Source organism: Glutamicibacter protophormiae (assembly GCF_014647495.1).
Taxonomy (GTDB): Bacteria; Actinomycetota; Actinomycetes; order Actinomycetales; family Micrococcaceae; genus Glutamicibacter; species Glutamicibacter protophormiae.
The window spans coordinates 170,637-194,060 of record NZ_BMPH01000003.1 but is presented as its reverse complement, the minus strand read 5'-3'; the positions used below and the strand labels follow the sequence as shown (position 1 = coordinate 194,060).

Annotated in this window: 22 protein-coding genes; 13 read left to right on the top strand and 9 right to left on the bottom strand. The window is 63.6% G+C overall.

Annotated features, from left to right (window positions below; translation table 11 throughout):
* Positions 1-39: 39 nt before the first annotated feature.
* A complete protein-coding gene (locus IEY43_RS05200) occupies positions 40-897 on the bottom strand; it encodes an SDR family oxidoreductase (RefSeq protein ID WP_188947548.1) in 858 nt (285 codons plus the stop codon).
* A gap of 195 nt (positions 898-1,092) precedes the next feature.
* Here IEY43_RS05200 and IEY43_RS05195 point away from each other — a divergent pair, with 195 nt between their 5' ends.
* Together IEY43_RS05195 and IEY43_RS05190 are read left to right on the top strand one after the other, a co-directional pair.
* Positions 1,093-2,703 (top strand): acyl-CoA carboxylase subunit beta, encoded by a 1,611-nt coding sequence (locus tag IEY43_RS05195; protein ID WP_188947547.1) that lies wholly within the window; start codon positions 1,093-1,095, stop codon positions 2,701-2,703.
* Between the two features lie 49 nt (positions 2,704-2,752).
* A complete protein-coding gene (locus IEY43_RS05190; protein WP_188947546.1) occupies positions 2,753-2,974 on the top strand; it encodes an acyl-CoA carboxylase subunit epsilon in 222 nt (73 codons plus the stop codon).
* 97 nt (positions 2,975-3,071) lie between these two features.
* Here IEY43_RS05190 and IEY43_RS05185 read toward each other — a convergent pair whose 3' ends face one another.
* Positions 3,072-3,659, bottom strand: a complete 588-nt coding sequence (locus IEY43_RS05185; protein WP_188947545.1) for a TetR/AcrR family transcriptional regulator — start codon at positions 3,657-3,659, stop codon at positions 3,072-3,074.
* 39 nt (positions 3,660-3,698) lie between these two features.
* The gene (locus tag IEY43_RS05180) at positions 3,699-4,919 is read right to left on the bottom strand and encodes a multidrug effflux MFS transporter (RefSeq protein ID WP_188947544.1); all 1,221 of its coding nucleotides are present in this window, start codon (positions 4,917-4,919) and stop codon (positions 3,699-3,701) included.
* Positions 4,920-5,121: 202 nt separating this feature from the next.
* Between IEY43_RS05180 and IEY43_RS05175 the strand changes: the two genes are divergently transcribed.
* Entirely contained in the window at positions 5,122-6,792 is a 1,671-nt protein-coding gene (locus IEY43_RS05175) for a DUF885 domain-containing protein (protein WP_188947543.1), read from the top strand.
* 90 nt (positions 6,793-6,882) lie between these two features.
* On the opposite strand, the gene IEY43_RS05170 is transcribed toward IEY43_RS05175, so the two are convergent.
* Both IEY43_RS05170 and IEY43_RS05165 read right to left on the bottom strand, forming a co-directional pair.
* Positions 6,883-7,272, bottom strand: a complete 390-nt coding sequence (locus tag IEY43_RS05170) for a VOC family protein (RefSeq protein ID WP_188947542.1) — start codon at positions 7,270-7,272, stop codon at positions 6,883-6,885.
* A gap of 11 nt (positions 7,273-7,283) precedes the next feature.
* Positions 7,284-7,565 carry an ArsR/SmtB family transcription factor gene (locus tag IEY43_RS05165; RefSeq protein ID WP_188947541.1) on the bottom strand — a complete coding sequence of 94 codons (282 nt, stop codon included), beginning with the start codon at positions 7,563-7,565 and terminating at the stop codon, positions 7,284-7,286.
* 313 nt (positions 7,566-7,878) lie between these two features.
* Between IEY43_RS05165 and IEY43_RS05160 the strand changes: the two genes are divergently transcribed.
* From IEY43_RS05160 to IEY43_RS05140, 5 genes are all read left to right on the top strand, one after another.
* The gene (locus IEY43_RS05160; RefSeq protein ID WP_188947540.1) at positions 7,879-9,246 is read left to right on the top strand and encodes a dicarboxylate/amino acid:cation symporter; all 1,368 of its coding nucleotides are present in this window, start codon (positions 7,879-7,881) and stop codon (positions 9,244-9,246) included.
* A gap of 167 nt (positions 9,247-9,413) precedes the next feature.
* Positions 9,414-10,835, top strand: coding sequence for a heparan-alpha-glucosaminide N-acetyltransferase domain-containing protein (locus tag IEY43_RS05155; RefSeq protein ID WP_188947539.1), 1,422 nt, complete (start codon positions 9,414-9,416; stop codon positions 10,833-10,835).
* A gap of 80 nt (positions 10,836-10,915) precedes the next feature.
* Entirely contained in the window at positions 10,916-11,587 is a 672-nt protein-coding gene (locus IEY43_RS05150) for a TetR/AcrR family transcriptional regulator (protein WP_188947538.1), read from the top strand.
* Between the two features lie 4 nt (positions 11,588-11,591).
* Positions 11,592-15,092, top strand: coding sequence for an MMPL family transporter (locus IEY43_RS05145; protein WP_188947537.1), 3,501 nt, complete (start codon positions 11,592-11,594; stop codon positions 15,090-15,092).
* Positions 15,089-15,730 (top strand): Maf family protein, encoded by a 642-nt coding sequence (locus IEY43_RS05140; RefSeq protein ID WP_188947536.1) that lies wholly within the window; start codon positions 15,089-15,091, stop codon positions 15,728-15,730. The genes IEY43_RS05145 and IEY43_RS05140 overlap by 4 nt, the downstream gene beginning before the upstream one ends.
* 67 nt (positions 15,731-15,797) lie before the next feature.
* Here the strand turns inward: IEY43_RS05140 and IEY43_RS05135 are convergent, their stop codons facing one another.
* The gene (locus tag IEY43_RS05135) at positions 15,798-15,986 is read right to left on the bottom strand and encodes a hypothetical protein (protein WP_188947535.1); all 189 of its coding nucleotides are present in this window, start codon (positions 15,984-15,986) and stop codon (positions 15,798-15,800) included.
* A 437-nt stretch (positions 15,987-16,423) separates the two neighbouring features.
* On the opposite strand from IEY43_RS05135, the gene IEY43_RS05130 reads away from it, so the two are divergent.
* Positions 16,424-16,921, top strand: coding sequence for a hypothetical protein (locus IEY43_RS05130; RefSeq protein WP_188947534.1), 498 nt, complete (start codon positions 16,424-16,426; stop codon positions 16,919-16,921).
* Positions 16,922-16,938: 17 nt separating this feature from the next.
* A complete protein-coding gene (locus IEY43_RS05125; RefSeq protein WP_188947533.1) occupies positions 16,939-18,225 on the top strand; it encodes a glutathionylspermidine synthase family protein in 1,287 nt (428 codons plus the stop codon).
* A gap of 49 nt (positions 18,226-18,274) precedes the next feature.
* On the opposite strand, the gene IEY43_RS05120 is transcribed toward IEY43_RS05125, so the two are convergent.
* Positions 18,275-18,475: a hypothetical protein gene (locus IEY43_RS05120; protein ID WP_188947532.1), complete on the bottom strand. Its 201-nt coding sequence runs from the start codon at positions 18,473-18,475 to the stop codon at positions 18,275-18,277.
* A 25-nt stretch (positions 18,476-18,500) separates the two neighbouring features.
* Between IEY43_RS05120 and IEY43_RS05115 the strand changes: the two genes are divergently transcribed.
* On the top strand, positions 18,501-19,016 hold the full coding sequence (locus IEY43_RS05115) for a CGNR zinc finger domain-containing protein (RefSeq protein ID WP_188947531.1): 516 nt from the start codon (positions 18,501-18,503) through the stop codon (positions 19,014-19,016).
* A 288-nt stretch (positions 19,017-19,304) separates the two neighbouring features.
* Positions 19,305-21,089 carry an acetyl/propionyl/methylcrotonyl-CoA carboxylase subunit alpha gene (locus IEY43_RS05110; RefSeq protein WP_188947739.1) on the top strand — a complete coding sequence of 595 codons (1,785 nt, stop codon included), beginning with the start codon at positions 19,305-19,307 and terminating at the stop codon, positions 21,087-21,089.
* Between the two features lie 132 nt (positions 21,090-21,221).
* Here the strand turns inward: IEY43_RS05110 and IEY43_RS05105 are convergent, their stop codons facing one another.
* Positions 21,222-21,686, bottom strand: coding sequence for a hypothetical protein (locus IEY43_RS05105; protein WP_188947530.1), 465 nt, complete (start codon positions 21,684-21,686; stop codon positions 21,222-21,224).
* Positions 21,687-21,771: 85 nt separating this feature from the next.
* Complete coding sequence (locus IEY43_RS05100; RefSeq protein WP_188947529.1) at positions 21,772-22,512, bottom strand: SDR family oxidoreductase; 741 nt, start codon at positions 22,510-22,512, stop codon at positions 21,772-21,774.
* 185 nt (positions 22,513-22,697) lie between these two features.
* Between IEY43_RS05100 and IEY43_RS05095 the strand changes: the two genes are divergently transcribed.
* Positions 22,698-23,417 carry a DUF6308 family protein gene (locus IEY43_RS05095; RefSeq protein ID WP_188947528.1) on the top strand — a complete coding sequence of 240 codons (720 nt, stop codon included), beginning with the start codon at positions 22,698-22,700 and terminating at the stop codon, positions 23,415-23,417.
* The last annotated feature ends 7 nt before the right edge of the window (positions 23,418-23,424 follow it).

Genomic DNA, 23,424 nt, shown 5'->3' with positions numbered 1-23,424 from the left:
TTCCACCCTAAGTCACGCACGGCCCGGCCCCCGCGGGCTTTACAGGAAGATGTCTTCCACCAGCGGGACATCGGGGTTCAGTGCATAGCCACTCAGGTCGCCGACGCCGGCCAGGTTCAGCACCTGGCCGTCGGTGAAGAAATTGCCGCTGACGCCGGCGGGATCGCTGGAAAGGATCGCCAGTGCGGCATCCGCGACGATGTCCGCGCTGCGCGCGCCGCGGATCATCTGCTGGCCTCCGGGCAGGTTGCGGATCGCGGCGGTGTCGATCAGCGTTTCCGGCCACAGCGAATTCACCGCGATGCCGCTGTCCTTAAGTTCCTCGGCCAGGCCCAGGGTGGTCAGCGACATGCCGTATTTGGCCATGGTGTAGCCCAGGTGCATCCCGGCCCACTTGGGGTCCAGGTTCAGCGGCGGGGAGAGCGTCAGGATGTGGGCGTGAGCGGACTCGCGCAGGTGCGGCAGCGCGGTCTTGGACAGCAGGAAGGTGCCGCGCACGTTGATGTCCTGCATGAGGTCGTAGCGCTTCATGTCCAGCTGGTCGGTTTTGGCCAGGTTGATGGCCGAGGCGTTGTTCACCACGATGTCGATGCCGCCGAAGGCCTCGACCGCCTGCTGCACCGCGCGTTGCACGTCTTCGTCCACCCGCACGTCGCCCACCACTGCCAGGCCCTTGCCGCCGGCGTCGTTGATCTGCTGCACCGCCGTGTGGATGGTGCCTTCCAGGCTCGGGTGCGGGGCATCGGTTTTCGACAGCAGCACCACATTGGCGCCAGCGCGGGCGGCGGCGGTCGCGATGGCCAGGCCGATGCCGCGGCTGCCGCCGCTCATCAGCAGGGTGCGCCCGGCCAGCCGGGAATGGTCGGGGGCGATGAGGGTTCGCGATTCAATAGTCATGTGACCTAGGTTACGTCAGATGCGACCGGTAAGCTACTACTGGGTAACTTATTCTGGCGTGGGTCATGCTCAGGATTGCCCCAATTTGTAAGTTTCCTACAAACAAACTGTCTGTTTTCCCAGTTAGACTGGCTTGGTTGGCAATTTTCTTGTGCCATTCCTACACATCCAGACCGATCCGAGGGAGACCAGGGCATGACGCAGGGCCGTACCGAGGCAGACGAAGCAATCGACCTGTCCACCACCGCCGGCAAGCTCGCTGAGTTCCGCCGCCGCCAGAAGCTCTCCGAAGCTCCCAGTGGACAGGCCGCCATCGAAAAGCAGCATGCGCGCGGCAAGCACACCGCCCGCGAACGCATCGAGATGCTGCTGGACGAGGGTTCCTTCATTGAATTCGACGCCCTGGCCGTGCACCGCTCCACCGCCTTCGGCATGGAGAAGAAGAAGCCGATGGGCGACGGGCTGGTCTCCGGCTACGGCACCGTCGACGGCCGCCAGGTCGCCGTCTACTCGCAGGACTTCACTGTCTACGGCGGTTCGCTCTCCCAGGTCAACGGCGAAAAAATCGTCAAGGTCCAGGAATTCGCGCTGCGCAACGGCTGCCCGGTCATCGGCATCCTGGACGGCGGCGGCGCCCGCATCCAGGAAGGCGTGGCCTCCCTGGCCATGTTCGCGGACATCTTCCGCAACAACGTCCACGCCTCAGGCGTCGTCCCGCAGATCTCGCTGATCATGGGCCCGAGCGCCGGCGGCGCCGCCTACTCCCCCGCGCTGACCGACTACGTGATCATGGTCGACAAGACCAGCCACATGTTCATTACCGGCCCGGACGTCATCAAGACCGTCACCGGCGAGGAAATCGACATGGAGACCCTGGGCGGCGCGCGCCAGCACAACGCCAACACCGGCACCGCCACCTATCTGGCGGCCGACGAGGAAGACGCCATCGAGTTCTGCAAGGACCTGCTGGACTACCTCCCCTCCTCCAACCTCTCCGACGCGCTGATCGCCGAGTTCGACGAGGAGCTGGAGCTCACCGAGGACGACCTGGAACTGGACACCCTGATCCCGGACTCGGCCAACCAGCCCTACGACATGCGCACCGTGATCGAGTCAGTGGTGGACGACGGCCAGTTCTTCGAGATGCAGGCGCTGTACGCGCCGAACGTGCTGATCGGCTACGCCCGCATCGAGGGCCGCACCGTGGGCCTGGTCGCCAACCAGCCGATGCAGTTCGCCGGCACCCTGGACATCGCCGCCTCGGAAAAGGCCGCCCGCTTCGTGCGCCACTGCGACGCCTTCAACATCCCGATCGTGACCCTGGTTGACGTGCCGGGCTTCCTGCCCGGCAAGGACCAGGAATTCCAGGGCATCATCCGCCGTGGCGCCAAGCTGCTCTACGCCTACGCGGAGGCCACCGTGCCGAAGCTGACCGTGATCACCCGCAAGGCCTACGGCGGAGCATACATCGTGATGGGCTCCAAGAAGCTGGGCGCGGACTTGAACCTGGCCTGGCCGACCGCGCAGATCGGCGTGATGGGCGCGCAGGGCGCGGTCAACATTCTGTACCGCCGCGATCTGGCGGCGGTGGACTCCGAAGGCGGCGACGTCGAGGCACGCCGCAAGCAGATCATCGACGACTACGAAGCCGAGCTGCTCAACCCCTACCAGGCCGCCGAGCTGGGCTATGTGGACGCGGTCATCGCCCCGAGCGAAACCCGCTTGCAGCTGGTGCGCGGGCTGCGCGCGCTGCGCGAGAAGCACGCCACGCTGCCTGCGAAGAAGCACGGCAACATCCCGCTGTAGGCACCCGGCGCCACGCACCCTTCTTCCACGACGCATAAGGAGTTCCACCATGGACCAGCAGGCCCACGCTTCTGCTGCCGCGCAGCTGACCGTCACCCGCGGCAATCCCACGCCCGAAGAGCTGGCCGCGGTCACCGCACTGCTGATGGCGATGGACTCCCGGGAGCAGGACACCGCGCGAACTGTGCAGGCGCCCAAGCGCGTGGCGCGGCTGCGCAAGCGCACTGCGCTGAGCACCCCGCGCCTGTCCTGGAACCTGGGCCGGCGCTAAGCACGCCGGCAATGAGCATGCCGGAGCACCCTGAGGGTGCTCCGGCATTCTTGTCTGCGCTGTTGCCGAACGACCGGCCTGCCGGTGGTCCCGCCCCTCAGCTCCCCGGTTGCGCCGAAGCCGCGGCAAATGCCCCCAGCATCCGGCACATGGCATCGCGCCGGACCTCGAAGGTCTGCGGCGAGTTGTAGATCAGCTCGACCTGCAGGCTGTCGACCACCCCGAGGAACGCCTCGGTCAGCAGGTTCGCCCGATCCTCTGCGAGGGACGGCTCCAGGCTTTCCATGAAGGCCGACCGGAGCTCGGACTCGTAGCCGCGGTACTTGTCGATAATCTGCTCGCGCATGGCCACCGGCGGCGCGTAGACCGTCCGCAGCAGGAACTGGAAATGCGGCGAACCGTCATAGCGTTCCTGGAGCCCGGAGAGGTAGCCGTCCCCCGGAACATCCGCAGGCCCGCCCTGTGCCGCCAGGGAGGTGCGGGCCACCACCTTCTCCTCGTCCAGCGCGATTTCCAGCACCTGCAGGAACAACGCATCCTTCCCGGCGAAATGCGCATAGAGCGACGGCTTGCGCATGCCCGCGCCTTCGGCGATGGCCGCCAAGGACGAGGCGTCGTAGCCGAATCGGGCGAAATGCTTGACCGCGACGTCGCAGATCTTCTGGGCCGAGGGGGAAAGTGACATGGTGCGCTGGTTGCTCCGCTTGATCCGTGCTGGTGGTTCCTAGTGGCTTTCCAAATCGGTCAGCACCGGCGCCCGCTTGGCGCTGATACCCACAATAACAAGGGCCGCCGCCGCGCCCGCCATCAGGAATCCCAGCCAGGCCGGGACGCCGGCCGCGACAGCAATGCCGGACAGCGGTGTGGCCGCCGAGGAAATGGTCAGCTGCAGCGCCCCGAGCAGGGCGGCGGTTGAACCCAGCGAAACGTTCTGCGAGCCCATGGCCAGGGCCATCAGCGTGGACTCCGCGATGCCCAGGCCGAACAGGGAGACGAACATGCCCGCCACGATGCCGCCCAGCCCCAGCCCGGACGCATGCAGTCCGAAGGCCAGCACCGCTCCGCCCAGCACCAGCGCGGTGCCGATGAACGCGAGCTTGGCGGCGCCCATGCGGCCAACCAGCCGTCCGGTGAGAATGGCCCCGAGCATCACCGCCAGCCCGGTGCAGCCGAAGAGCAGCCCGAACTGTCCTGCGTCCAGGCCGAACTCGCCCTGGTAGACGAACGGCGCGCCGCCGATGTATCCGAACAGGAAAAAGAAGACCAGGGACAGCCCGAGCGCCGGCAGCAGGAAGGCCGGATCCTTGGCGATGCGCGCGTAGGTGCGCAGGATTTCACCGGGGCTGAGCCGTATCCGCGAGGACCTGGGCAGGGTTTCGGACATGGTGAAGGTGGCGTTCACCGTGGCGATGGCGGTCAGGCCGGCCAGCACCAGGAACACCATGCGCCAGCCGAAGTGCTGGTCGATGAACCCGCCGGCGGTCGGCGCCAGCACCGGCACCAGGCCCTCGATGGTCATCAGCAGTGCGAACAGCTGGGCCGCCCGCACGCCGTGGGCTGCGTCGCGCACCATGCTCAGCGCCACCACCAGGGTGAGCGCGGCGGCCAGCCCCTGCAGTGCGCGGGCTCCGAGCAGCACCTCGAGGCTCGGGCTGCCGGCGGCCCACAAGGAGGCGGCGAGGAAGGCCACCAATGCCACCAGCAGCGGCTTGCGCCGGCCGTACGCATCGGTGAGCGGGCCGAAGACCAGCTGCCCGACACCCATGGCGAGCAGGTAGACCGTCAAGGTCAGCTGGCCCATGGATTCGGTGCCCTTCAGGTCGGCCACGATGTCGGGCAGCGACGCCAGGTACATGTCGGTTCCTGCCGGTCCCAGGATGGTGACCAGTGCCAAAGAGATGGCGAACCAGGCGCCGGCCTTGGCGGCGGTCTGGGTTGTGGGCATCTGCTGCTCCTCGAAAGATTATGCACGGTGATTATTGATTCCTACCTACCGATAGGTAGGCAATAGTTAACCACCATAACTCCGCGCGTCCCAATGCGCCATTCGGCCGCCGGCAAGCGCCGCCAGCAGCGGGCAGGGCTCACGCCAATTCATTTTCACTTCATCTCTTCAACATCTGTTTCAGATCAACTAGGCTTGCCGCATGAACAACGAGACATCACCTCGCGCAGCCACGGCCATCGACGCCGTGGCTGATGAGCACTTCGAGCACACCCTTCAGATCTATCCGGAACTCGGAGCGGAACTCGGGCTGCCCGGATACGAAAGCCTGTATGGCGACTACTCCCCCGCCGGAACCCAGCGCTATGCCGAAGCCACCCGCGGCACGCTGGCCAAGCTCGGCGAGCTGCAGCCCGCAGACGACATCGACAAGGTCACCCTCGATGCCATGCAGGAGCGGCTGGGGCTGGAGCTGGAGATCATCGCCACCGGGCGCACCGAGCTGAACAACATCGCCTGCCCGGCCCAGGAGATCCGCGCGATCTTCGACCTCATGCCGCAGGAATCGGCCGAGGACTTCGGGCATATCGCCCGACGCCTGGCCAACCTGCCGGCCGCCATGGACGGCTTCATCGAGTCCCTGCGCGAGTCCGCCGCCAAGGGCCTGGTCGCCGCGCGGCGCCAGGTGAAGATCGTCATGGAGCAGTCCACCGACTACGCCAAGGACGGCGGCTTCTTCGACGAGCTGGCGGCCGACGGCGCGATGCTGGATGCCTCCCTGCAGGACTCCCTGGCCTCCGGCGCCGAGGCTTCCAAGACGGCGTACCGCAAACTGGCGGCGGTCCTGGAAGAAGAACTGCTCCCCGCGGCCCCGGCAAAGGATGCAGTCGGGCGCGAACAGTACGCCCTCGCCTCGCGCAATTTCCTGGGCGCCGAGGTGGATCTTGAAGAGACCTACGCCTGGGGCGTCGAGGAACTGGGAAGGATCATCGCCGAGCAGGAACGCGTGGCGCAACAGATCCAGCCCGGCGCCTCCATCGCCGAGGCCAAGGAGATCTTGAACGCGGATCCGGCCCGCAAGCTGGCCGGCAAGGACGCACTGCGCGAATGGATGCAGTCCAAGGCGGACGCCGCGATCCTGGACCTGGCCGGAACGCACTTCGACATCCCGGCGCCGATGGACCGCATCGAATGCATGATCGCCCCGACCGAAGACGGCGGCATCTACTACACCGGGCCGTCCGAGGACTTCGCCCGCCCCGGACGCATGTGGTGGTCCATCCCGCCGGGCGAGGACGAGTTCACCACCTGGTCCGAGCTCACCACGGTCTACCACGAGGGTGTGCCGGGCCACCACCTGCAGATCGGCACCGCCCAGCTGCAGGCGGACACGCTGAACAAGTGGCGCCGCAACCTGTGCTGGGTGTCCGGGCACGGCGAAGGCTGGGCCCTGTACTCCGAACGGCTGATGCAGCAGCTGGGCTACCTGGACGATCCGGGAGACTACATGGGAATGCTCGGCGCACAGCGGATGCGCGCAGCCCGCGTGGTCTTCGACATCGGGGTGCACCTCGAACTGGAAGTCCCGGCGGCATGGGGCGAAGGAACCTGGACCCCGGAGAAGGGCTACGATTTCCTGCGCGCCAACTTCGACGATTCCCCCGGACAGCTGGACTTCGAGTTCACGCGCTATCTGGGATGGCCCGGGCAGGCGCCGAGCTACAAGGTGGGCCAGCGCCTCTGGGAGCAGATCCGCGATGAGCTGGCCGTCCGCGACGGCGAGGACTTCGACGTGAAGGCCTTCCACACCCGTGCGCTGAAGCTGGGTTCGGTCGGGCTGGACACGCTCAAGCGTGCCCTGCTCGATGGCTGAGACGCTCCCGGCCCGCGCCTGACACGACGGCAAGGATCCCCCGACCCGATGGACGGAGGATCCTTGTTGTCGTTTAAGCCGCCGGCGGCACTAGCCGCCGTAGCTCGACAGCTGGATCAGGTTGCCGCAGGTGTCGTCGAAGACCGCGGTGGTCACCGGGCCCATCTGGGTAGGCGGCTGGGTGAAAACGACACCCAACGCCAGCAGCCGCTCGTATTCGGCATCGATATTCTCCACGGCAAAGGAGGTGAACGGGATGCCGTCATTGACCAGCGCCTCGCGGAAGGGACCTACCGCAGGGTGCCCCGCAGGCTCGAGCAGCAGTTCGGGACCGTCCAGCGCATCCGGCGCGGTCAGCGTCAGCCAGCTGTCCTCCCCCATCGGAATGTCGTGCTTGACCACGAAGCCCAGCACCGTGGTGTAGAACTCCCGCGCCTTGGCCTGGTCGTCGACGAAGACGCTGGTGATGTAGATCTTCATTGGTTCATCCTCTAGTCCTCGGTGGTGGATTGGGGCCACCGCTGGGCGATCGCCCGCAGCGGCCCGGTGTCCAAATGATGAAATTTATAGCGGCCCTCACGGCGGGAGACGACCAGCCCGGCTTCTTCCAGCACAGCGAGGTGCTGGGAGACCGCCTGCCGGCTCATGGCCAGCCCGTGGTTCATCGCCAACCGCCCGCAGATTTCAAACAGGGTCTGGCTATCGCGCTGCGCCAGCTCATCCATGATGATGCGCCGGGTACCGTCCGCCAGAGCCTTGAATAGATCTGCCATGCACCGAGAATAGGCAAGTATTCACTTGCCTGTCAACAGTTTCCGGGAGACTTCCCTCCGCGGAGCCGGCCCTCCGAAGCCGCGCCGCAGACAATGTCAACCAGCAGCGCCGTTCGGCGCGTAGCGAGCTGCGCGCGCACCGTCGAGCGCCGCCGTCACATTTCGCCATCCGGCCGGAAAATTCCCACATTTGCGGTGATTCACAGCTCTTTCGGGCCCACCGGCTTCGTCGCAGATCACAGTAAATCCCCATTCGTAATGTTGCGTAACAGAAACTGCGCACACGCGGAATTTAAGGCCTACGGTTTGTGACATGTCAAAAACCGCATCTTCTTCCCGACTACCACGTTGGATGACAAGCTTCGGGCCGCAGATCATCGCGGCCCTGATTGTCGGCCTGCTGCTCGGCCTGGCCGCCAAGTACACCGGCAGCACCGCCGAACAGCCCAACGGTCTGGGTGAAGCCCTGCAGATCATTGGCTCAAGCTATGTGGCCCTGCTGCGCACGGCGGTCATTCCGCTGATCTTCTTCGCAGTGGTCGCCTCGATTGCAAACCTCTCCAAGGTCACCAACGCAGCCCGCCTGGCCTGGCAGACCCTGCTGTGGTTCGGCATCACCGCGTTAATCTCCGTGACCATCGGCATGGCCCTGGGCCTGGTCTTCCAGCCGGGCGCCAATACCGGACAGGGAACCCCGGAAGAGTACACCGGCAAGACCGGCGATTGGCTCGGCTTCCTGACCGGCCTGGTCCCGTCGAACTTCCTGGGCCTGGGCGCCAGCACCCGCATGGACGACGGCGTCGCCAGCACCTCGGTCAGCTTCAATGTGCTGCAGATCCTGGTCATCGCCATCGCGGTGGGCGTAGCCGCGCTGAAGGTCGGCAAGGCCGCGGAACCGTTCCTGAACTTCTCCGCGTCGATCTTGGCCATCATCCAGAAGGTGCTGTGGTGGATCATCCGCATCGCGCCGATCGGCACCGTGGGCCTGATCGGCAACGCGGTGGCCACCTATGGCTGGGACACCATCGGCGCGCTGGGCAAATTCACCCTGGCCATCTACGTAGGCCTGGCCCTGGTGCTCTTCGCGCTCTACCCGGTCCTGATCCGCCTGCACGGCCTGTCCATCAAGCAGTACTTCTCCGGCGTCTGGCCGGCAGTCCAGCTGGGATTCGTCTCCCGTTCCTCGATCGGCACCCTGCCGCTGACCCAGCGCGTCACCGAACGAAACCTCGGCGTTCCCTCGGGCTACGCTTCCTTCGCGGTGCCGCTGGGCGCCACGACCAAGATGGACGGCTGCGCCGCGATCTACCCGGCGATCTCCGCGATCTTCGTGGCCCAGTTCTTCCAGATCGACCTGACGCTGACCGACTACCTGCTGATCGCTCTGGTTTCGGTCCTGGGTTCAGCGGCAACCGCCGGCACCACCGGGGCCATCGTAATGCTGACCCTGACGCTGTCCACCCTGGGACTGCCCTTGGCCGGCGTAGGCCTGCTGTTGGCAGTGGACCCGATCGTGGACATGGGCCGCACCGCGGTCAACGTCGCCGGCCAGGCGCTGGTCCCGACCATCGTCGCCAAGCGCGAAGGCATCCTGGATCTGGACCTCTACAACGCGCCGCGCAACGGGAATCCGTTCGCCGAGGACAACCTGTCCGAGGAACTGGAGCCAGCCAAGGCCTAGCTCCCGAATATTCGCCGTCGTTTGACCACCAAACCCTTCGGGGTTTGGTGGTCACTTCGGTTAAGCCCCCCAGAGCTCTTGCCCGGAAATGGCAAAGCGATGTCAAGGCAATAAAAGTATCCAAATTGTTACAGGTCACACACGAAATCGACTATAAGATTCAGCTTGTGACGACCATCGAACAGAGCGAAGATCCGGTAGCTCCCGCGCATTCCCAGGCAAGCTTCAGAACCCGGCTGCAGAATTTTGGACGGCCCCCACGTGTCATGGGATTGGACCTGGCTCGCGGCTTGGCAATTCTGGGAATGGTCGTCGCGCACCTTGATATGCCCGAAGAAGTCGACTTGTTCACACCGGGCACCTGGGGCGCGTTGGCCAACGGCCGGTCTTCTCTCCTTTTCGCCCTGCTGGCAGGCATCTCCATCAGCCTCATGACAGGAGGCAGGTCGCGCCCCTCGGCTGCTGAGCTCCCCCAGATCAGGCTTGCCATGTTGGGTCGAGGCGCCTTCATCTTTGCCATTGGCCTGGTCCTAGAATTGCTGAACACTCCCATCGCGGTGATCTTGACGATCTACGGAGTGCTTTACGTAGCGGCAATACCCTTTCTACGTTGGAGCGCAGGCAAACTCTTGGTGTTGTCGGTTATTTGCGCTGTGCTGGGCCCCGCCACACTAGCAGTGTTGAAGACCGTCCTCTTGGAACCCTCCGCCCCCGGAGTCATGCTGACGTTCTTCGGCATCTACTCGGCCGCCGCCTGGCTCGCGCTGATCTTTGCGGGGATGGCCATTGGACAATTCCGACTTGCCTCAGCTGCCACGGCCGGCAAGCTCCTGGCCGCGGGAATGATGCTGGCATTCATCGGCTACGGTGCGGCCCTCATCCCCGCGCCGGGATCCGTCACGCCATTCTTGGAAGAAAGCTTTGACGGTGAGGACCTGATCGGTGATTCCAGCATGCCAATGCCCGAGTATGTGCCGGCAGAGAAACTCGATCTGGGCGGGATGTACTGTGAAGGCGTGCCCGGTTCCTACGTGAGCTGCGTGCCGCCGGAGGAGATCCCCGAGCGGCAAAGCATGGATGAGCCGGAGCTTTCTTCAGGCCAATGGCCCGATAGCTCCTCCTACGATGCTTCGTATTTCTCCGGCATGGGCTGGACAGGGCTTGCGCAGACAATCAGCCCCGAAGAAATCGGGGCCTCCGCATGGAAGGCATTTTTCAGCGCAGAACCGCACTCCGGCGCCACTGCGGAAATTATCGGCTCGGGCGGGTTCGCCCTCATCGTTCTCGGCCTGTGTCTTCTGGTTGCTGCGCCGCTGCGCTGGATAGCTCTGCCCGTGGCCGCCATGGGCTCGATGCCGCTGACTTCCTACTGCGCCCATCTGGTCAGCTATTTTATTGCTGCCGGGCCCGGAGGCATGCTCATGTCGGATACGGCCTTGCCCCTCACCATGATGGCGCTGTTGATCGGAAGCACCCTCTGGGCCATTTTCCTGGGACGCGGTCCGCTAGAGCGGCTGGCCGGCTTGTCAGCCCGTGCAATGGCTGGAGCCCCCAATCCAGTTCAGACCGGCAACCGCACCACGGAATAGCCGAAACCATCAGTGCCGCACTGCGCAGTGCACTCATTTTTGTTTTGCACAGAGTGCAACTTTGCACGTAGTGTAAGTATGTGACTTCCCTCAGCGTCGGCAATCGCCGCGAAAAAAACAAGCAAGCCACCCTGCAGGCGATCGTCGCCGCCGCATCGGGGCTTCTGCACGAAGGGCATGGCGCCGGCATCACCGCCACCCAGATCGCGGAGGCCGCCGGCATTTCCCGGCGCACGCTGTTCAATTATTTCCCCACGGTCGACGCCATCATGTCGTACCCGCTGCATGCGGTGCTGGAAACCATGGTCGAGTCCATCAACGAGCTGACCGATACCCTGCCGTTGATCGAGGCCATCGTGCTGGCGCTGAAATCCGACGAGGTCGCCAAGCTGCTGGGCCAGGTCGCCCTGTTCGGCGCCTATCTCAAGGCGGATTCCCCTACCGGCTGCTATCCGACCAATATGGATGAATGGCAGATCGCCACCACCGATGTCATCGAGCGGGTGGCCCGCCGCTATCCGCAGGCGGACAGCTTCTCCATCCGAGTCTTCACCCACGCGATCCTGGGTGCGGGGCAGGCAGCCTTCGATGAATGGATCGAACGGCTTCCCAATCCCAACGGATCGCCCATGGAACTGTCGGATCAGCAGATTGCCGAGTTCCACCACCTGATCACCCAGGCGATGAAGACCCTCAATGAGGGGTTCGCCGCCCTGCCCACCACCGCCGCGCTACCACTCCAGGAAGACTAATCCCATGGCTTCAATGCTTTACCGCCTCGCACGGTGGGCTCATCGGCACCACTACCGCGTCATCGCGATGTGGCTGGCCGCATTCATCTTCATCGGCGTCTCCGCCAGCCTCTTCATGGGGCAGCTGTCCAATAGCTTCACCATCCCGGGCACCGAAACCCAGCGCACGCTGGACCGGATGAAGGACGAGCTTCCGGATCTTGCCGGCGGCTCCGGTTCCATCGTGTTCCGTGAAAGCTCGGGCAAACCGCTGAACGAAGCGCAGAAGCAGTCGATCGCCGACTCCTTGGAACAGCTGGGCCTGCACCCGCAGGTCGTGGATGCCACGAGCCCGTTCAAGCTGCAGAAGCAGCTCGATGACGCGCAGCCGGAACTGGACAAGGCGCAGCAGAAGCTGGTCGACGGCCAGAAGAAGCTGGATGACGGCAAGCAGCAGATCGCCGATGGCAAGCAGCAGCTGGAAGATGCCAAGCAGGGCATCACCGATGGCTGGGCCGAGTACAACAAGGGCCAGGAGCAGATCGCCGCGGGGCAGCCTCAGATCGATGCCGCAGCGGCGCAGCTTGCCAACGGACGCGCCGAATTGCAGCAGGCCGAAGCGCAGCTGACCAGCGGCCAGGCCCAGCTGGATGCCGGGCAGAAGAAATACGACGCCGGTCTCAAGGAATACAACGCCGGCCGCGCACAGTACGACAAGGGTCTGGAGCAGTTCCAGGCAGGCGAAAAGAAACTCGACGCGGCGCAGGCCAAGATCGACTCCGGAGAGAAGGACTACGCCGCAGGGATGGAAGCCATCCTGCAGGGCCAGCCTCGCGACAAGGTCGAAGCGCAGCTCTCAGAAGGAAAGAAGCAGGCCACCGCCGGGCTGAAGCAGGCCGAACAAGGCCTGGCGGCTTCAGAAGCCGGGATCAAGCAGGCAGACGCTGCCATAGCAGGGCTAAGCACCCAGATCGTCCAGACTCAGAAGCTGCTGGACCAGGCGAAGGCAGAGAACAATGAAGCCGATATCGCCAAGTACACCGGCATGTTGGAGCAGCTCACCGCCGGACGGGAGGAAGCGGAAGGCAAGAAGGCAGAAGCCGTTGCCGGACGCGACCAAGCAAAGGAAGGCATCGCCCAAGCCCAAGGGTCCCTTGACCAGGTCAATGCCGCCCAGGGCGGGCTGGCCAAGCTGGATGCCGCCCGCAAGCAGCTGGACTCCGGCGCCGCCGATCTGAAAACCGGCCAAGCCGAACTGGACAAGAACCGCGGCAAGCTGGTGTCCGCTAAGACCGAACTGACCGGTGCGAAGTCCCAGCTGGACGCCGCCAAGTCGGAGCTTGCCACCAACCGCGCCAAGCTGAATAGCGGATGGGCCGAGCTGCGTGCCGGCCAATCGAAGCTGAACGCCGGCCAGGCCGAATTCGACCAGAAAAAGGCGGAGTTCGAGGCAGGCAAGGCGGAATTGGCCGCAGCTAAAACCAAGCTTGAAGACGGCGAAGCGACCATCAAGGAAAAAACCGCCGAGCTGGAGCAGGCGGAAAAGGACATTGCCACCGCTGGGAAGGACCTGGAATCGGGGCGGGCCGAACTCGAGTTCGCTTCCCGCCAGGTCAACTCCAGCAACGGCATGCGCTTCGTTTCCGAAGACGGCAGCACCGCCGTCGCGCAGGTGACCTTCAAGGTTCAGACCGATGCGCTGACCGCCTCCGAGCGCGACATGATCACCGCCATCGCCGCCGGCCCGCAGGCCAATGGCGTCGAGGTGCTGTTCTCCAAGGAGATCATCCAGGATATCTCCTCGATCTTCGGAGCAGCAGAAATCATCGGCGTGGTGATTGCGGCAATCGTGCTGCTGGTCATGCTCGGCACCCTGGTCGCCGCAGGGCTTCCGCTGCTGCTGGCCATCCTCGGGGTCGGCGCCGGCGTCGGCACCACCCTGGCGTTCTCCTCGCTGATCGATATGGCCTCGATTACCCCCGCGCTGGCTCTGATGCTGGGTCTTGCGGTGGGTATCGACTACGCACTGTTCATCATCCACCGGCACCGGTCCCAGCTGCTGGGCGGCATGGAGGTGGGCGAATCCATCGCCCGCGCCGTGGGCACCAGCGGCAACGCCGTGGTCTTCGCCGGCCTGACCGTGATCATTGCGCTGGCCGCGCTGACCGTGCCGGGCCTGCCGTTCCTGAGCGTGCTGGGCCTCTCGGCGGCGTTCACCGTGCTCTGCTCGGTGCTGCTGAACATCACCCTGCTGCCCGCGCTGCTGTCGCTGGCCGGAAACCGCCTGGTCTCCAAGCGGGCCCGCGCCAAGGCCGCAGCCGAGGCGGAGAACCCGACCATCAAGGAACCGTTCTCCTCCCGCTGGGTGCGCATGGTGACCAAGGTGGCCATCCCGGCCGTCCTGCTGGTGGTCGTGGTACTCGGCGCCATCGCCCTGCCCTCCGCCCAGATGCGCACGGCATTGCCTGACGGCAGCGCCGAACCGGCCGACTCGCAGGCATTCCAGGCCTTCGAGCAGACCAGCGACAAGTTCGGCGCCGGCTACAACGGACCGCTGCTGGTCCTTGCGGATCTCCCGGAAGGACTGTCGCAGCGCGACGCGGACACCATGTCCCTGGACGTCGCGGACATGCTGCGCGACTACGACGGCGTGGTGGCGGCCATTCCGGTCACCATGACCGAGGACCGTACGCTGTCGGCAATCCAGGTCATCCCGACCGACGGCCCCTCCTCAGAAGCCACCGAGGCCTTGGTGCACCAGCTGCGCGCTGACTATCCGAAGTTCCATGACGCCACCGGCGCCACGATCTCGCTGACCGGCCAGGTGGCCGCCCAGATCGACGTGTCGGAGAAGGTCACCGAGGCGCTGGTTCCGTACCTCTCGATCGTGGTGGGGCTGTCGCTGATCCTGCTGCTGCTGGTCTTCCGTTCAGTGGTCGTGCCGGTGCTGGCCACCGGCGGGTTCCTGCTGTCCCTGGCCGCGGCCTTCGGCGCCAGCGTCATGGTCTACCAGTTCGGATGGATGGGCAGCGTCTTCGACGTGAACATGCCCGGCCCGCTGCTCAGCTTCCTGCCGATCCTGCTGACCGGCATCCTGTTCGGTCTGGCCATGGACTACCAGGTCTTCCTGGTCTCGGCGATGCGCGAGCGCTTTGCCCATGGCGAGCCAGCACGCGACGCGGTCCGTTCCGGCTTCTCCATGGCAGCGCCGGTGGTCACGGCCGCCGCGCTGATCATGATCTCGGTATTTGCCGGCTTCGTGTTCTCGCATCTGACCATGATCCGTCCGCTGGGCTTCGCCCTGGCGGTGGGTGTGCTCTTCGATGCCTTCGTGGTGCGCATGACGCTGATCCCGGCGCTCATGCACCTGCTGGGCGACAAGGCGTGGTACCTTCCGAAGTGGCTGGACAAGATCCTTCCGGATGTCGATGTGGAAGGCTCAAAGTTGAACGCCATGCTTGAGGCCGAAGACAACGAGAACCCGCATGGCGGCTCCTCCAGCGCCAAGGAGGATGTCACCGTATGAGTGAAGTTGTAGAAACTCCGGCGCGCTTGCTGCTCGCCTCCGCCTCGTGGGGCCGCAAGAAGGTGCTCACCGATGCGGGCCTGGCGTTCACTACCCGGGTTTCGGCAGTCGACGAGGATGCCGTGCTCCAGGCCGCCGTTGCTGAGCTGGGTCCGCGCACTCCGGCGCAGACGGCATTGCTGCTGGCCAGGGCCAAGGCGGAGGACGTCGCCGCAGATGACCACGAGGCAGGCACCTTGGTGCTCGGCTGCGATTCGGTCTTCGAACTGGACGGCGTGGCCTACGGCAAACCGCACACCCCCGAGGTGGCGCGCGAGCGCTGGCAGCAGCTGAGTGGTTCGACCGGCGTTTTGCACTCGGGCCATTGGCTCATCGACACTGCCGCCCCGGACACGGCCCAGGGCCAGATCTCTTCCACCGTGGTGCATTTTTCCAAGGTCAGCGAAGCGGAGATCGAGGCCTACGTAGCCAGCGGGGAGCCACTGCCCTGCGCCGGTGCCTTCACCATTGACGGCCTGGCGGCTTCCTTCATCGAGTCCATCGAAGGAAATTTCCAGAATGTCGTGGGGCTGGATGTTTCCACGCTTCGCACCCTGCTGGGGAACGCCGGGGTTCAAATCATTGACCTCTGGAAGTAGCGACCAGCGAATGAGTTAAGCAGCGGTGCCTGCCACGAATTCTTCGTGGCGGGCACCGCTGCTTAACTCATTCGGGAGTTGAAATCTCGACAATAAAATCCGCCTCGCCCAGCCCGCCGCGTCCGCTCATCACACTTTCACCGGGACTTTCATGGCTGAACGTGAACAAGCAGGCCATTTTTTGGTCCTCGCTCGTAGCGGCGTAGTAGTCCAGGTCATTGTAGGTGGCCAGCAGCCGGGAGGATTCAAGGGACATGCCGCTGTCGGAAAGAACCGCCGGGCCATCGGTCCCCGGCCTTCGCCGGCCTGTCAATCGCCGGGATGCCGGAATCGCTTGCGCAGCCGGGGAGCAAAGCGACACCCATGCCCAGCAACAGCGCCGGGCCGAGAAAACGTATTCTCACCAGGCACACTCCTCAAGTCATCTTGGCCGGAGCCTATCGGAGAGCATGAATGCACAGTTCGGTTGAACGACAACGATTCAGAATCATCGATTCGCTGGCGTCGAGTTGATGGACCACTCGCCGAATATTCTCCGACTGCAGGCTTCCGGTTGCCGTTGCCTGGCTGCGGCCGGTGTGAGTAGTCCCGCTATCTGCGCGCGGCGGCCAGTGCCGTCATTGCACCGGCCCACCGCCTCGACTAGATAGCATTGCTGTAGGAATCCTATTCCCTTCAGAAAGTACCCAAACTTTGAACGTCCAACGACGATTCACCTTGCCGGCGGTAGCCACCGCTGCGGCTCTGGTGCTGACCAGCTGCGGCAGCGACTCCGGTTTCGAATCCGCTTCCACCTCCGACACCGGTTTTGAATCCACGTCCACCGCGCCCGAAGACACTGTGTACTGCGTGGATGAAGACAATGTCATTGTCGACGAGACCCAGTGCGACGACGCCCAGCAGACCTCCGCGCAGCACCACGGTCCCGGAATCGGCACGGCGCTGATGTTCTTCATGATCGGCCGTTACGCCGGCGGCCTGCGTCCGGGCACCAAGCTCGATCCGGCGCAGTCCAACCAGCGCTTCCGTTCCGACGACGCGACCGCCCGCAGCAAGGCAGGACTGTCCGGCACGGTGCGCAACGGCTACTCGGCATCTACCGGAAAGCCGGCCGGGTTCGGCTCGACTTCCAAAAAGAACAGCGGCACCGGCCACTCGGGCGGCTTCGGCGGCGGGACTTCGGGAGGCTAAGCACGATGCAGCGCAAAATGACTACCGCCCGCCCGGGCTACCTGGCCAAGGTCAATGCCGCAGGATTGGTCTACACCCATGAGGATCGGGTGAGCACCTCTCCCGAGCTCTACCGCTATTGGCGCGACGACGCCTACTACGAGCTGTCGCCCAAGGAAATCGAGGTGCTGCACCGCGCCTCCGCATCGGTTTTCGCGATGCTGGAGGAGGCCGGGGACTATCTGCTCTCCCCCGCAGGAGCTGCCGACCTGGCACGCTTCGGCATTCCCGCCCGAGCCATGCGCGCGATCGCCGAAAGCTGGAACGAAGAGCCTGCCTGCGGTTCGGTATACGGACGCTTCGACTTCCGCTTCGGCGGGCTGAACCATCCGGAAGCGGACCAGCGCATCCCGAAGCTCTACGAATTCAACGCCGACACCCCGACCTCCCTGGTCGAGTCCCTCGTGCAGTGGGAATGGTTTGAGGACAACCGCAGCCTGGGGGCCACCCAGTGGACCAACATGTACGAAGACCTCGTGGTCGCCTGGCAGCGCAACCTGGCGCTGATCACGCGCAAGATCGGCGCCATGCCCACGGTCTACTTCGCCTGCAGCGCAGAAGACGCCTCCCACGAGGATGAAATGAATACGCTGGTGCTGCGCGACACCTGCGCCGCGGCTGGCTACCGCACCGAAACCATCTACATCGAAAACCTGTGGGTCGACGGCGACGGACGCTACCGTGCCGGGGAAGACGGACCGCTGATCCAGGTCATCTTCAAGCTCTACCCGTGGGAGCACATGGTCCACAGCGAACACGCCGACGACCTGTTCAACGACATGCTTGATTCCGGATTCAACGGGGCCTCATATCAGGGCGGCACCATCTGGATCGAACCGCCCTACAAGATGCTGTGGAGCACCAAGGCCATCCTGCCGGTGCTGTGGAAGCTCTTCGGCAACGACCCGGACCGCTCGCAGTATCTGCTGCCTGCGTGGTTCGAGGGCCAGCAGCCGTCCTATCTGGAACGCCTGGGCTACGTGCGCAAACCGCTGCTCAGCCGCGAAGGCGCGGACATCACCCTGCACCGCCCCAACGGCGAGCTCACCATGGGCGAAGTCCAGGGCTACGGCGAGGAAGGCTTCATTCTCCAGGAGCTCGCCTTGCCGCCGGTCTTCCACCGCGAAGACGAGGGCAAGGACGTCAGCACGGTGTTGGGTGTGTGGATGATCGACGGCGAACCCTCGGGACTCGCGATCCGCGAAAGCCACGGGCCCATCACCGACAACTTCGCGAATTTCATTCCGCACGTCGTCTCGCGCTAGGAGTTTCGTTGCGCGGTTGCGGGCTTCATCCGCGCAACCTAAAAAGTCTCTACCGCAGTTCATGGACGTGCAACGATGATTGCAGCATGAATGGCCGCAGCTGCAGGCGACGGCAGGAACAGGTGCTGCAGAGCTGGTAGAGCACCTCTCCCTCAGAGGTCCAATGCCGGGATTCAACTTCCCAGCTGTGCTTGCCGCCGTCGCTGTGGTTCAGGGTTTCAGGCTTTTCGGCCCTGGCTATGTAGGTCATGAGATCAGCATGATGTAATGACCTTATGCAACTCAACCCTTACGGCGAATACGCCGTCCTGCTCGCGTCGTCCCTGGCCAACGCTTGGCCCTTGGACCGTGACGGCATTGAAGAGCGTACCCGTGAGGTAGGCATGACCATGCCCTTCCCCAGCCTGCCCGACGACCACGCCAAAGTACGCTTGGTGATTGATGATTGGCTTGAGGTGGTCGACGCCCCCTCGGACCGGGAACGGGCGCAACTGCTCAATCTCCAGCTGGCCTCGGCAGCAACCCATCCGCGCCTCGTCGACCATGACAACGAGGGCTGGCATCTGCACTACCGCGACGACGGCCAAAGCATGCCACAAGTTCTCCGCTCGGTCATCTGCACCGGTACCGCGTTGCACCTGACCACCCGCGGCATGCACCGGCTGCACCGCTGTGAAGCCTCCCCGTGCGCCAACGTCGTGGTGGACGTGACGCGTAATGGGCGCCAGCGATACTGCTGTGTCCGCTGCGCGAATCGTGCGGCCGTGCGGCGCCACCGGGCACGTGCCTAAGCCTGCCTCGGAGGGAACAAGCAGGGACCTGTTGCCGGCGCTTATGAGCTAGATCCAGCGGAATTCATCCCGTCGAGCCGTTTGCGACTTCCGGGCCCTCGACCCGTGCACCACGGATGCGCCGGAGCCGGCCGCAACAGGCTTTCATCATCGGGAGGCCCATTTTGTAGGAATCCTCCAAAGTTTCTGGCCAAACACCCCGGTTTGAGCGGTTAACTACATATAGTTCCCACAAAAACGATAGGCTCCTAGGTGAGAAACCCCCAATTTTTGAAGACAAGGTTCATGATGAATCCATTGACGAAGGTACTGATCGCCAACCGCGGCGAAATTGCAGTGCGCATTATCCGTGCCGCCCGCGATGAAGGAATCGAATCGGTTGCCGTCTATGCAGACTCCGACCGCGATGCCCTGCACGTGCGCCTGGCCGACGAGGCCTACGCGCTGGGCGGCACCACCGCAGCCGAATCGTACCTTCGCATTGAGAAGATCCTGGACGCCGCAGAACGCTCCGGTGCAGACGCCATCCACCCGGGCTACGGCTTCCTCTCGGAGAATGCCGAGTTCGCCCAGGCTGTCATCGACGCCGGCCTGACGTGGATCGGCCCGCCCCCAGAAGCCATCGACAAGTTGGGCGACAAGGTCAAGGCCCGCCATATCGCGGAGAAGGTCGGTGCCCCGCTGGTGCCCGGCACCAAGGACCCTGTCGAGTCCGCCGAGGAAGTCTACGCGTTCGCCGACGAATACGGGTTGCCGCTGGCCATCAAGGCCGCCTACGGCGGCGGCGGACGCGGCATCAAGGTGGTGCGCAACCGCGAGGAAATCGGCGAGATGTACGACTCCGCCGTCCGCGAAGCCGTTGCAGCCTTCGGCCGCGGCGAATGCTTCATCGAGCGCTTCCTGGACGCCCCGCGCCATGTGGAGACCCAGTGCCTGGCCGACGTGCACGGCAACGTCGTGGTGGTGTCCACCCGCGACTGCTCGCTGCAGCGCCGCAACCAGAAGCTCGTGGAAGAGGCTCCGGCCCCGTACCTGAGCGAAGAACAGGTCACCCGGTTGTACGAATCCTCCAAGGCCATCCTGCGCGAGGCCAACTACTCCGGCGCCGGCACCTGCGAATTCCTCGTGGGCCAGGACGGTGTCATTTCCTTCCTCGAGGTCAACACCCGCCTGCAGGTTGAGCACCCGGTCTCCGAAGAGGTCGCCGGCATGGACCTGGTGCGCGAGCAGTTCCGCATCGCCCGCGGCGAAGAGCTGGGCTATGGCGACCCCGAGCTGCGCGGCCACTCCTTCGAGTTCCGCATCAACGGCGAAGACGCCGGCCGCGGCTTCATGCCGACCCCGGGCACCATCACCAAGATGAACCTGCCATCCGGTCCGGGCGTCCGCGTCGACTCGGGCATCGAGCAGGGCGAGAGCGTCTCGGGCAACTTCGACTCGATGATCTCCAAGCTGATCGTCACCGGGCCGACCCGTGAGATCGCCGCCGCCCGTGCCCGCCGCGCGCTGGAGGAATTCCAGATCGAGGGCATGGCCACCGTGCTGCCGTTCCACCGCGCCGTGATGAGCGACCAGGCATTCGTTCCGGCCGAGGGACCGTTCCGGGTGCACACCCGCTGGATCGAGACCGAATTCGACACCTTCATTGCTCCGCACCCGTTCCCTGCCGAACAGGCCGAGGAGCAGGATGCCGAGCGCACCACCGTCACCGTCGAGGTGGGCGGCAAGCGCCTGGAGGTGACCCTTCCGGCGTCGCTGGGCTCGGTGTCCTCCAACGGTGCGGAAAAGAGCACCGCAGCCAAGAAGAAGCGCAAGCCGGGCCGCAAGGCCGCCGGCGCCGCCGGGGCCAACAGCGCCGAGCTGCGCTCACCGATGCAGGGCACCATCGTGAAGGTTGCCGTGGAGAACGGCGCCGAGGTCTCCGAGGGCGACCTGATTGTGGTGCTGGAAGCCATGAAGATGGAACAGCCGATCACCGCGCACCGCGACGGCATCATTGCAGGCTTGGAAGTCACCCCGGGCGAGACGCTGTCCTCGGGCGCCGTGATCGCTTCGATCAACGACGAGAAGTAGGAGTTCCACGCAACGTCGGGGCTTGGTTCGCGCAGCACGCGAACCAAGCCCTCCGGCATCCGATTCCCTCCAACGCGGCGTGCCGGTCGAATACCGCCATAGCAGACACGTATTCCCTGCTGACCAGGAGTCTCATATCCTGCGACGGCCTAATAGGTCGTTGCCTAGGGATGTCACGGCTGCCAGATACTTGGTCTTGTCGAAAATCAACGGTCCCACTTCCAGAAGCGCATCGTCTTCTTCAAGCAAGCCCTGCTCCGTTTCCCCTTCTTCAGGTTCGCTGTCAAAGCAGAAATTGCTCCATATGACATGCTCCCCCGAAGTTTGTATATTGACGCTGACACCCCCGCAGCCTTCATCAAAACATACCGGGCAAAAATATAGCCAGACCCGATGCGGATAGAACTCTCCTGGAGCATCGCCGCAAAATCGCCTTAATTGCATCTCCAGAACGCTCGGACTCAGACTCCGTCGCAGCAGGGAAATGAAGGGGAATCGCTCTTCCTCAGCCTCCGACAAAATGTCCCGAAGGAAACGCCCATCGACTCGGACATCGAATCCTCCTGTGTCATCCGGGTATAGATCGAACTCGTTCATTTCCCCCAACTCTCGCTTGCCTCGGCTCTGCAATCCCCTATGCCGTGAATGCGCTGGTTGTTCAAGATTCCGCCCGACTCTTGCACTACTGATTGGCCAACCAATCACTGTAGGTTTCGATCCCGAGCCTTGCGCCCGGCCCGGGCAGGATCCCTCCTTCGCGCATGGCCTTGCCCATCGCTCCGGGCAACGGCACCTCGACAATCCTCGGAGACTGGTTCTTCTTGGCCAGGTATTGGGCGAAGAGCTGGGGCATCCATTCTTCCCTGGGTCCGGCCAGCTCCTGCACGATTCCCGCTACCGGTTGCACAGCCAACTCGACCAAGGCCTGAGCCACTTCGCTGCCGGCAATCGGCTGCAGGCGCATCTTGGGTGCCACCTGCACCGGTCCTGCAGAGAGCCGATTGATGGTTTGCCCGATAAATTCATGGAACTGCGTGGTGCGCAGCAGCGTATAGCCGCCGGGCAGGACGCGCAGCATCCGCTCCTGAGCCGCCTTGCCCGCATAGTATCCGGCGTCGATCTGCGCCGCGCCGACAATGGACAGGGCCACGTGGTTTCGCACTCCGGACTCACGGCCGGCGATCAAGAGGTTGGCCGTGGACTGCGTGAAATAGCGCATGGACGCCGAAGCACTGGTCGTCGACGACCCGGATACGTCAATCACTGCTTCGCAACCAACCAGCCACCGGCGCACTGAATGCTCATTGGTGAGGTCGCACCCCGCCGAGCGAGAAAGCACGATGGGTTCATGTCCTGCGGCATCGACTTTCTGGACAACCTGCTTCCCGATAACTCCGGTCCCTCCGGCCACTGCGATTTTCATGCTGGCTCCTCATCACCGATACTTCGTTCGTGAGTGCCATGCTTCCACGATCGGAACGCTGATGTAAGGGCATATCTGATGCCGTGTCATTCACATTGGGGGCAATTCAAGTACTGCGTGCTGAATGAAGGCAAAATTAGATTGACGATATTCCCCACAGAAAACCATAGTGATGAGGAACAACCTTGCTTAGAAATCTCGATGACAATCCTGATCGTTTGGTGCTCGACTACCTCAGTAATGAGCTCGGAAATTTTGAAACTGGCAAATTGACGCCAAACCATTTGGCCATTCAGCATTTATCTACATATTTGGAGGGCAATGCTGCCTCCGGCCACGATGCATTTGTCGGGCGGCATTTCGATGAACTCGCCGTTCATGACGAAAATCCTAATGAAATCACGGCTAGTGACATCGTGGCGGTCTCATTTCTTTCTGTAAATGTGCCGCCGCGAGCAGCTTGGGCATTTCTTGAGACACGGAAAAATGAAATCTCCGAGATCTTGTCTTCTATCCCAACTAATCTTGCGATTAATGATCCCTCATGCACTTTCACCATGTACGACGAACACTCCGCACTACAGCGGCTGTGGAATACTCTCCGGCGTAGTCCTTCCGAAAAGTTATGGGGCATGGGGCCCGTTCTTACAAGCAAACTCATGGCTCGAAAGCGTCCCCATTTGGTTCCGATACAGGACAGCATTGTCCTTGCGGAGCTGGAAGCAACGGATCGCGATTTCTGGCAGATGTGGTGGGAGGCAATGCAACTAACTGAGGAAGAATACCAACCCGTACAAGATTTCGCCCGGGTACTGCGCGCAAGTGTCCCTGCCGCGCACAAGTTGTCTCTTCTTAGAGTCCTCGACATTGTCATTTGGATGAATGGCAGAGCACCCGCTGTTTAGTTTTTAG

What these genes read in the sequence shown, in the direction of transcription:
- IEY43_RS05125 (WP_188947533.1), top strand. Translation starts at nt 16,939, where the DNA reads ATGACTACCGCCCGCCCGGGCTACCTGGCCAAGGTCAATGCCGCAGGA.
- IEY43_RS05190 (WP_188947546.1), top strand. Translation starts at nt 2,753, where the DNA reads ATGGACCAGCAGGCCCACGCTTCTGCTGCCGCGCAGCTGACCGTCACC.
- IEY43_RS05175 (WP_188947543.1), top strand. Translation starts at nt 5,122, where the DNA reads ATGAACAACGAGACATCACCTCGCGCAGCCACGGCCATCGACGCCGTG.
- IEY43_RS05100 (WP_188947529.1), bottom strand. Translation starts at nt 22,512, where the DNA reads ATGAAAATCGCAGTGGCCGGAGGGACCGGAGTTATCGGGAAGCAGGTT.
- IEY43_RS05120 (WP_188947532.1), bottom strand. Translation starts at nt 18,475, where the DNA reads ATGACCTACATAGCCAGGGCCGAAAAGCCTGAAACCCTGAACCACAGC.
- IEY43_RS05140 (WP_188947536.1), top strand. Translation starts at nt 15,089, where the DNA reads ATGAGTGAAGTTGTAGAAACTCCGGCGCGCTTGCTGCTCGCCTCCGCC.
- IEY43_RS05165 (WP_188947541.1), bottom strand. Translation starts at nt 7,565, where the DNA reads ATGGCAGATCTATTCAAGGCTCTGGCGGACGGTACCCGGCGCATCATC.
- IEY43_RS05110 (WP_188947739.1), top strand. Translation starts at nt 19,305, where the DNA reads ATGAATCCATTGACGAAGGTACTGATCGCCAACCGCGGCGAAATTGCA.
- IEY43_RS05135 (WP_188947535.1), bottom strand. Translation starts at nt 15,986, where the DNA reads ATGTCCCTTGAATCCTCCCGGCTGCTGGCCACCTACAATGACCTGGAC.
- IEY43_RS05195 (WP_188947547.1), top strand. Translation starts at nt 1,093, where the DNA reads ATGACGCAGGGCCGTACCGAGGCAGACGAAGCAATCGACCTGTCCACC.
- IEY43_RS05160 (WP_188947540.1), top strand. Translation starts at nt 7,879, where the DNA reads ATGTCAAAAACCGCATCTTCTTCCCGACTACCACGTTGGATGACAAGC.
- IEY43_RS05200 (WP_188947548.1), bottom strand. Translation starts at nt 897, where the DNA reads ATGACTATTGAATCGCGAACCCTCATCGCCCCCGACCATTCCCGGCTG.
- IEY43_RS05115 (WP_188947531.1), top strand. Translation starts at nt 18,501, where the DNA reads ATGCAACTCAACCCTTACGGCGAATACGCCGTCCTGCTCGCGTCGTCC.
- IEY43_RS05185 (WP_188947545.1), bottom strand. Translation starts at nt 3,659, where the DNA reads ATGTCACTTTCCCCCTCGGCCCAGAAGATCTGCGACGTCGCGGTCAAG.
- IEY43_RS05180 (WP_188947544.1), bottom strand. Translation starts at nt 4,919, where the DNA reads ATGCCCACAACCCAGACCGCCGCCAAGGCCGGCGCCTGGTTCGCCATC.
- IEY43_RS05145 (WP_188947537.1), top strand. Translation starts at nt 11,592, where the DNA reads ATGGCTTCAATGCTTTACCGCCTCGCACGGTGGGCTCATCGGCACCAC.
- IEY43_RS05105 (WP_188947530.1), bottom strand. Translation starts at nt 21,686, where the DNA reads ATGAACGAGTTCGATCTATACCCGGATGACACAGGAGGATTCGATGTC.
- IEY43_RS05170 (WP_188947542.1), bottom strand. Translation starts at nt 7,272, where the DNA reads ATGAAGATCTACATCACCAGCGTCTTCGTCGACGACCAGGCCAAGGCG.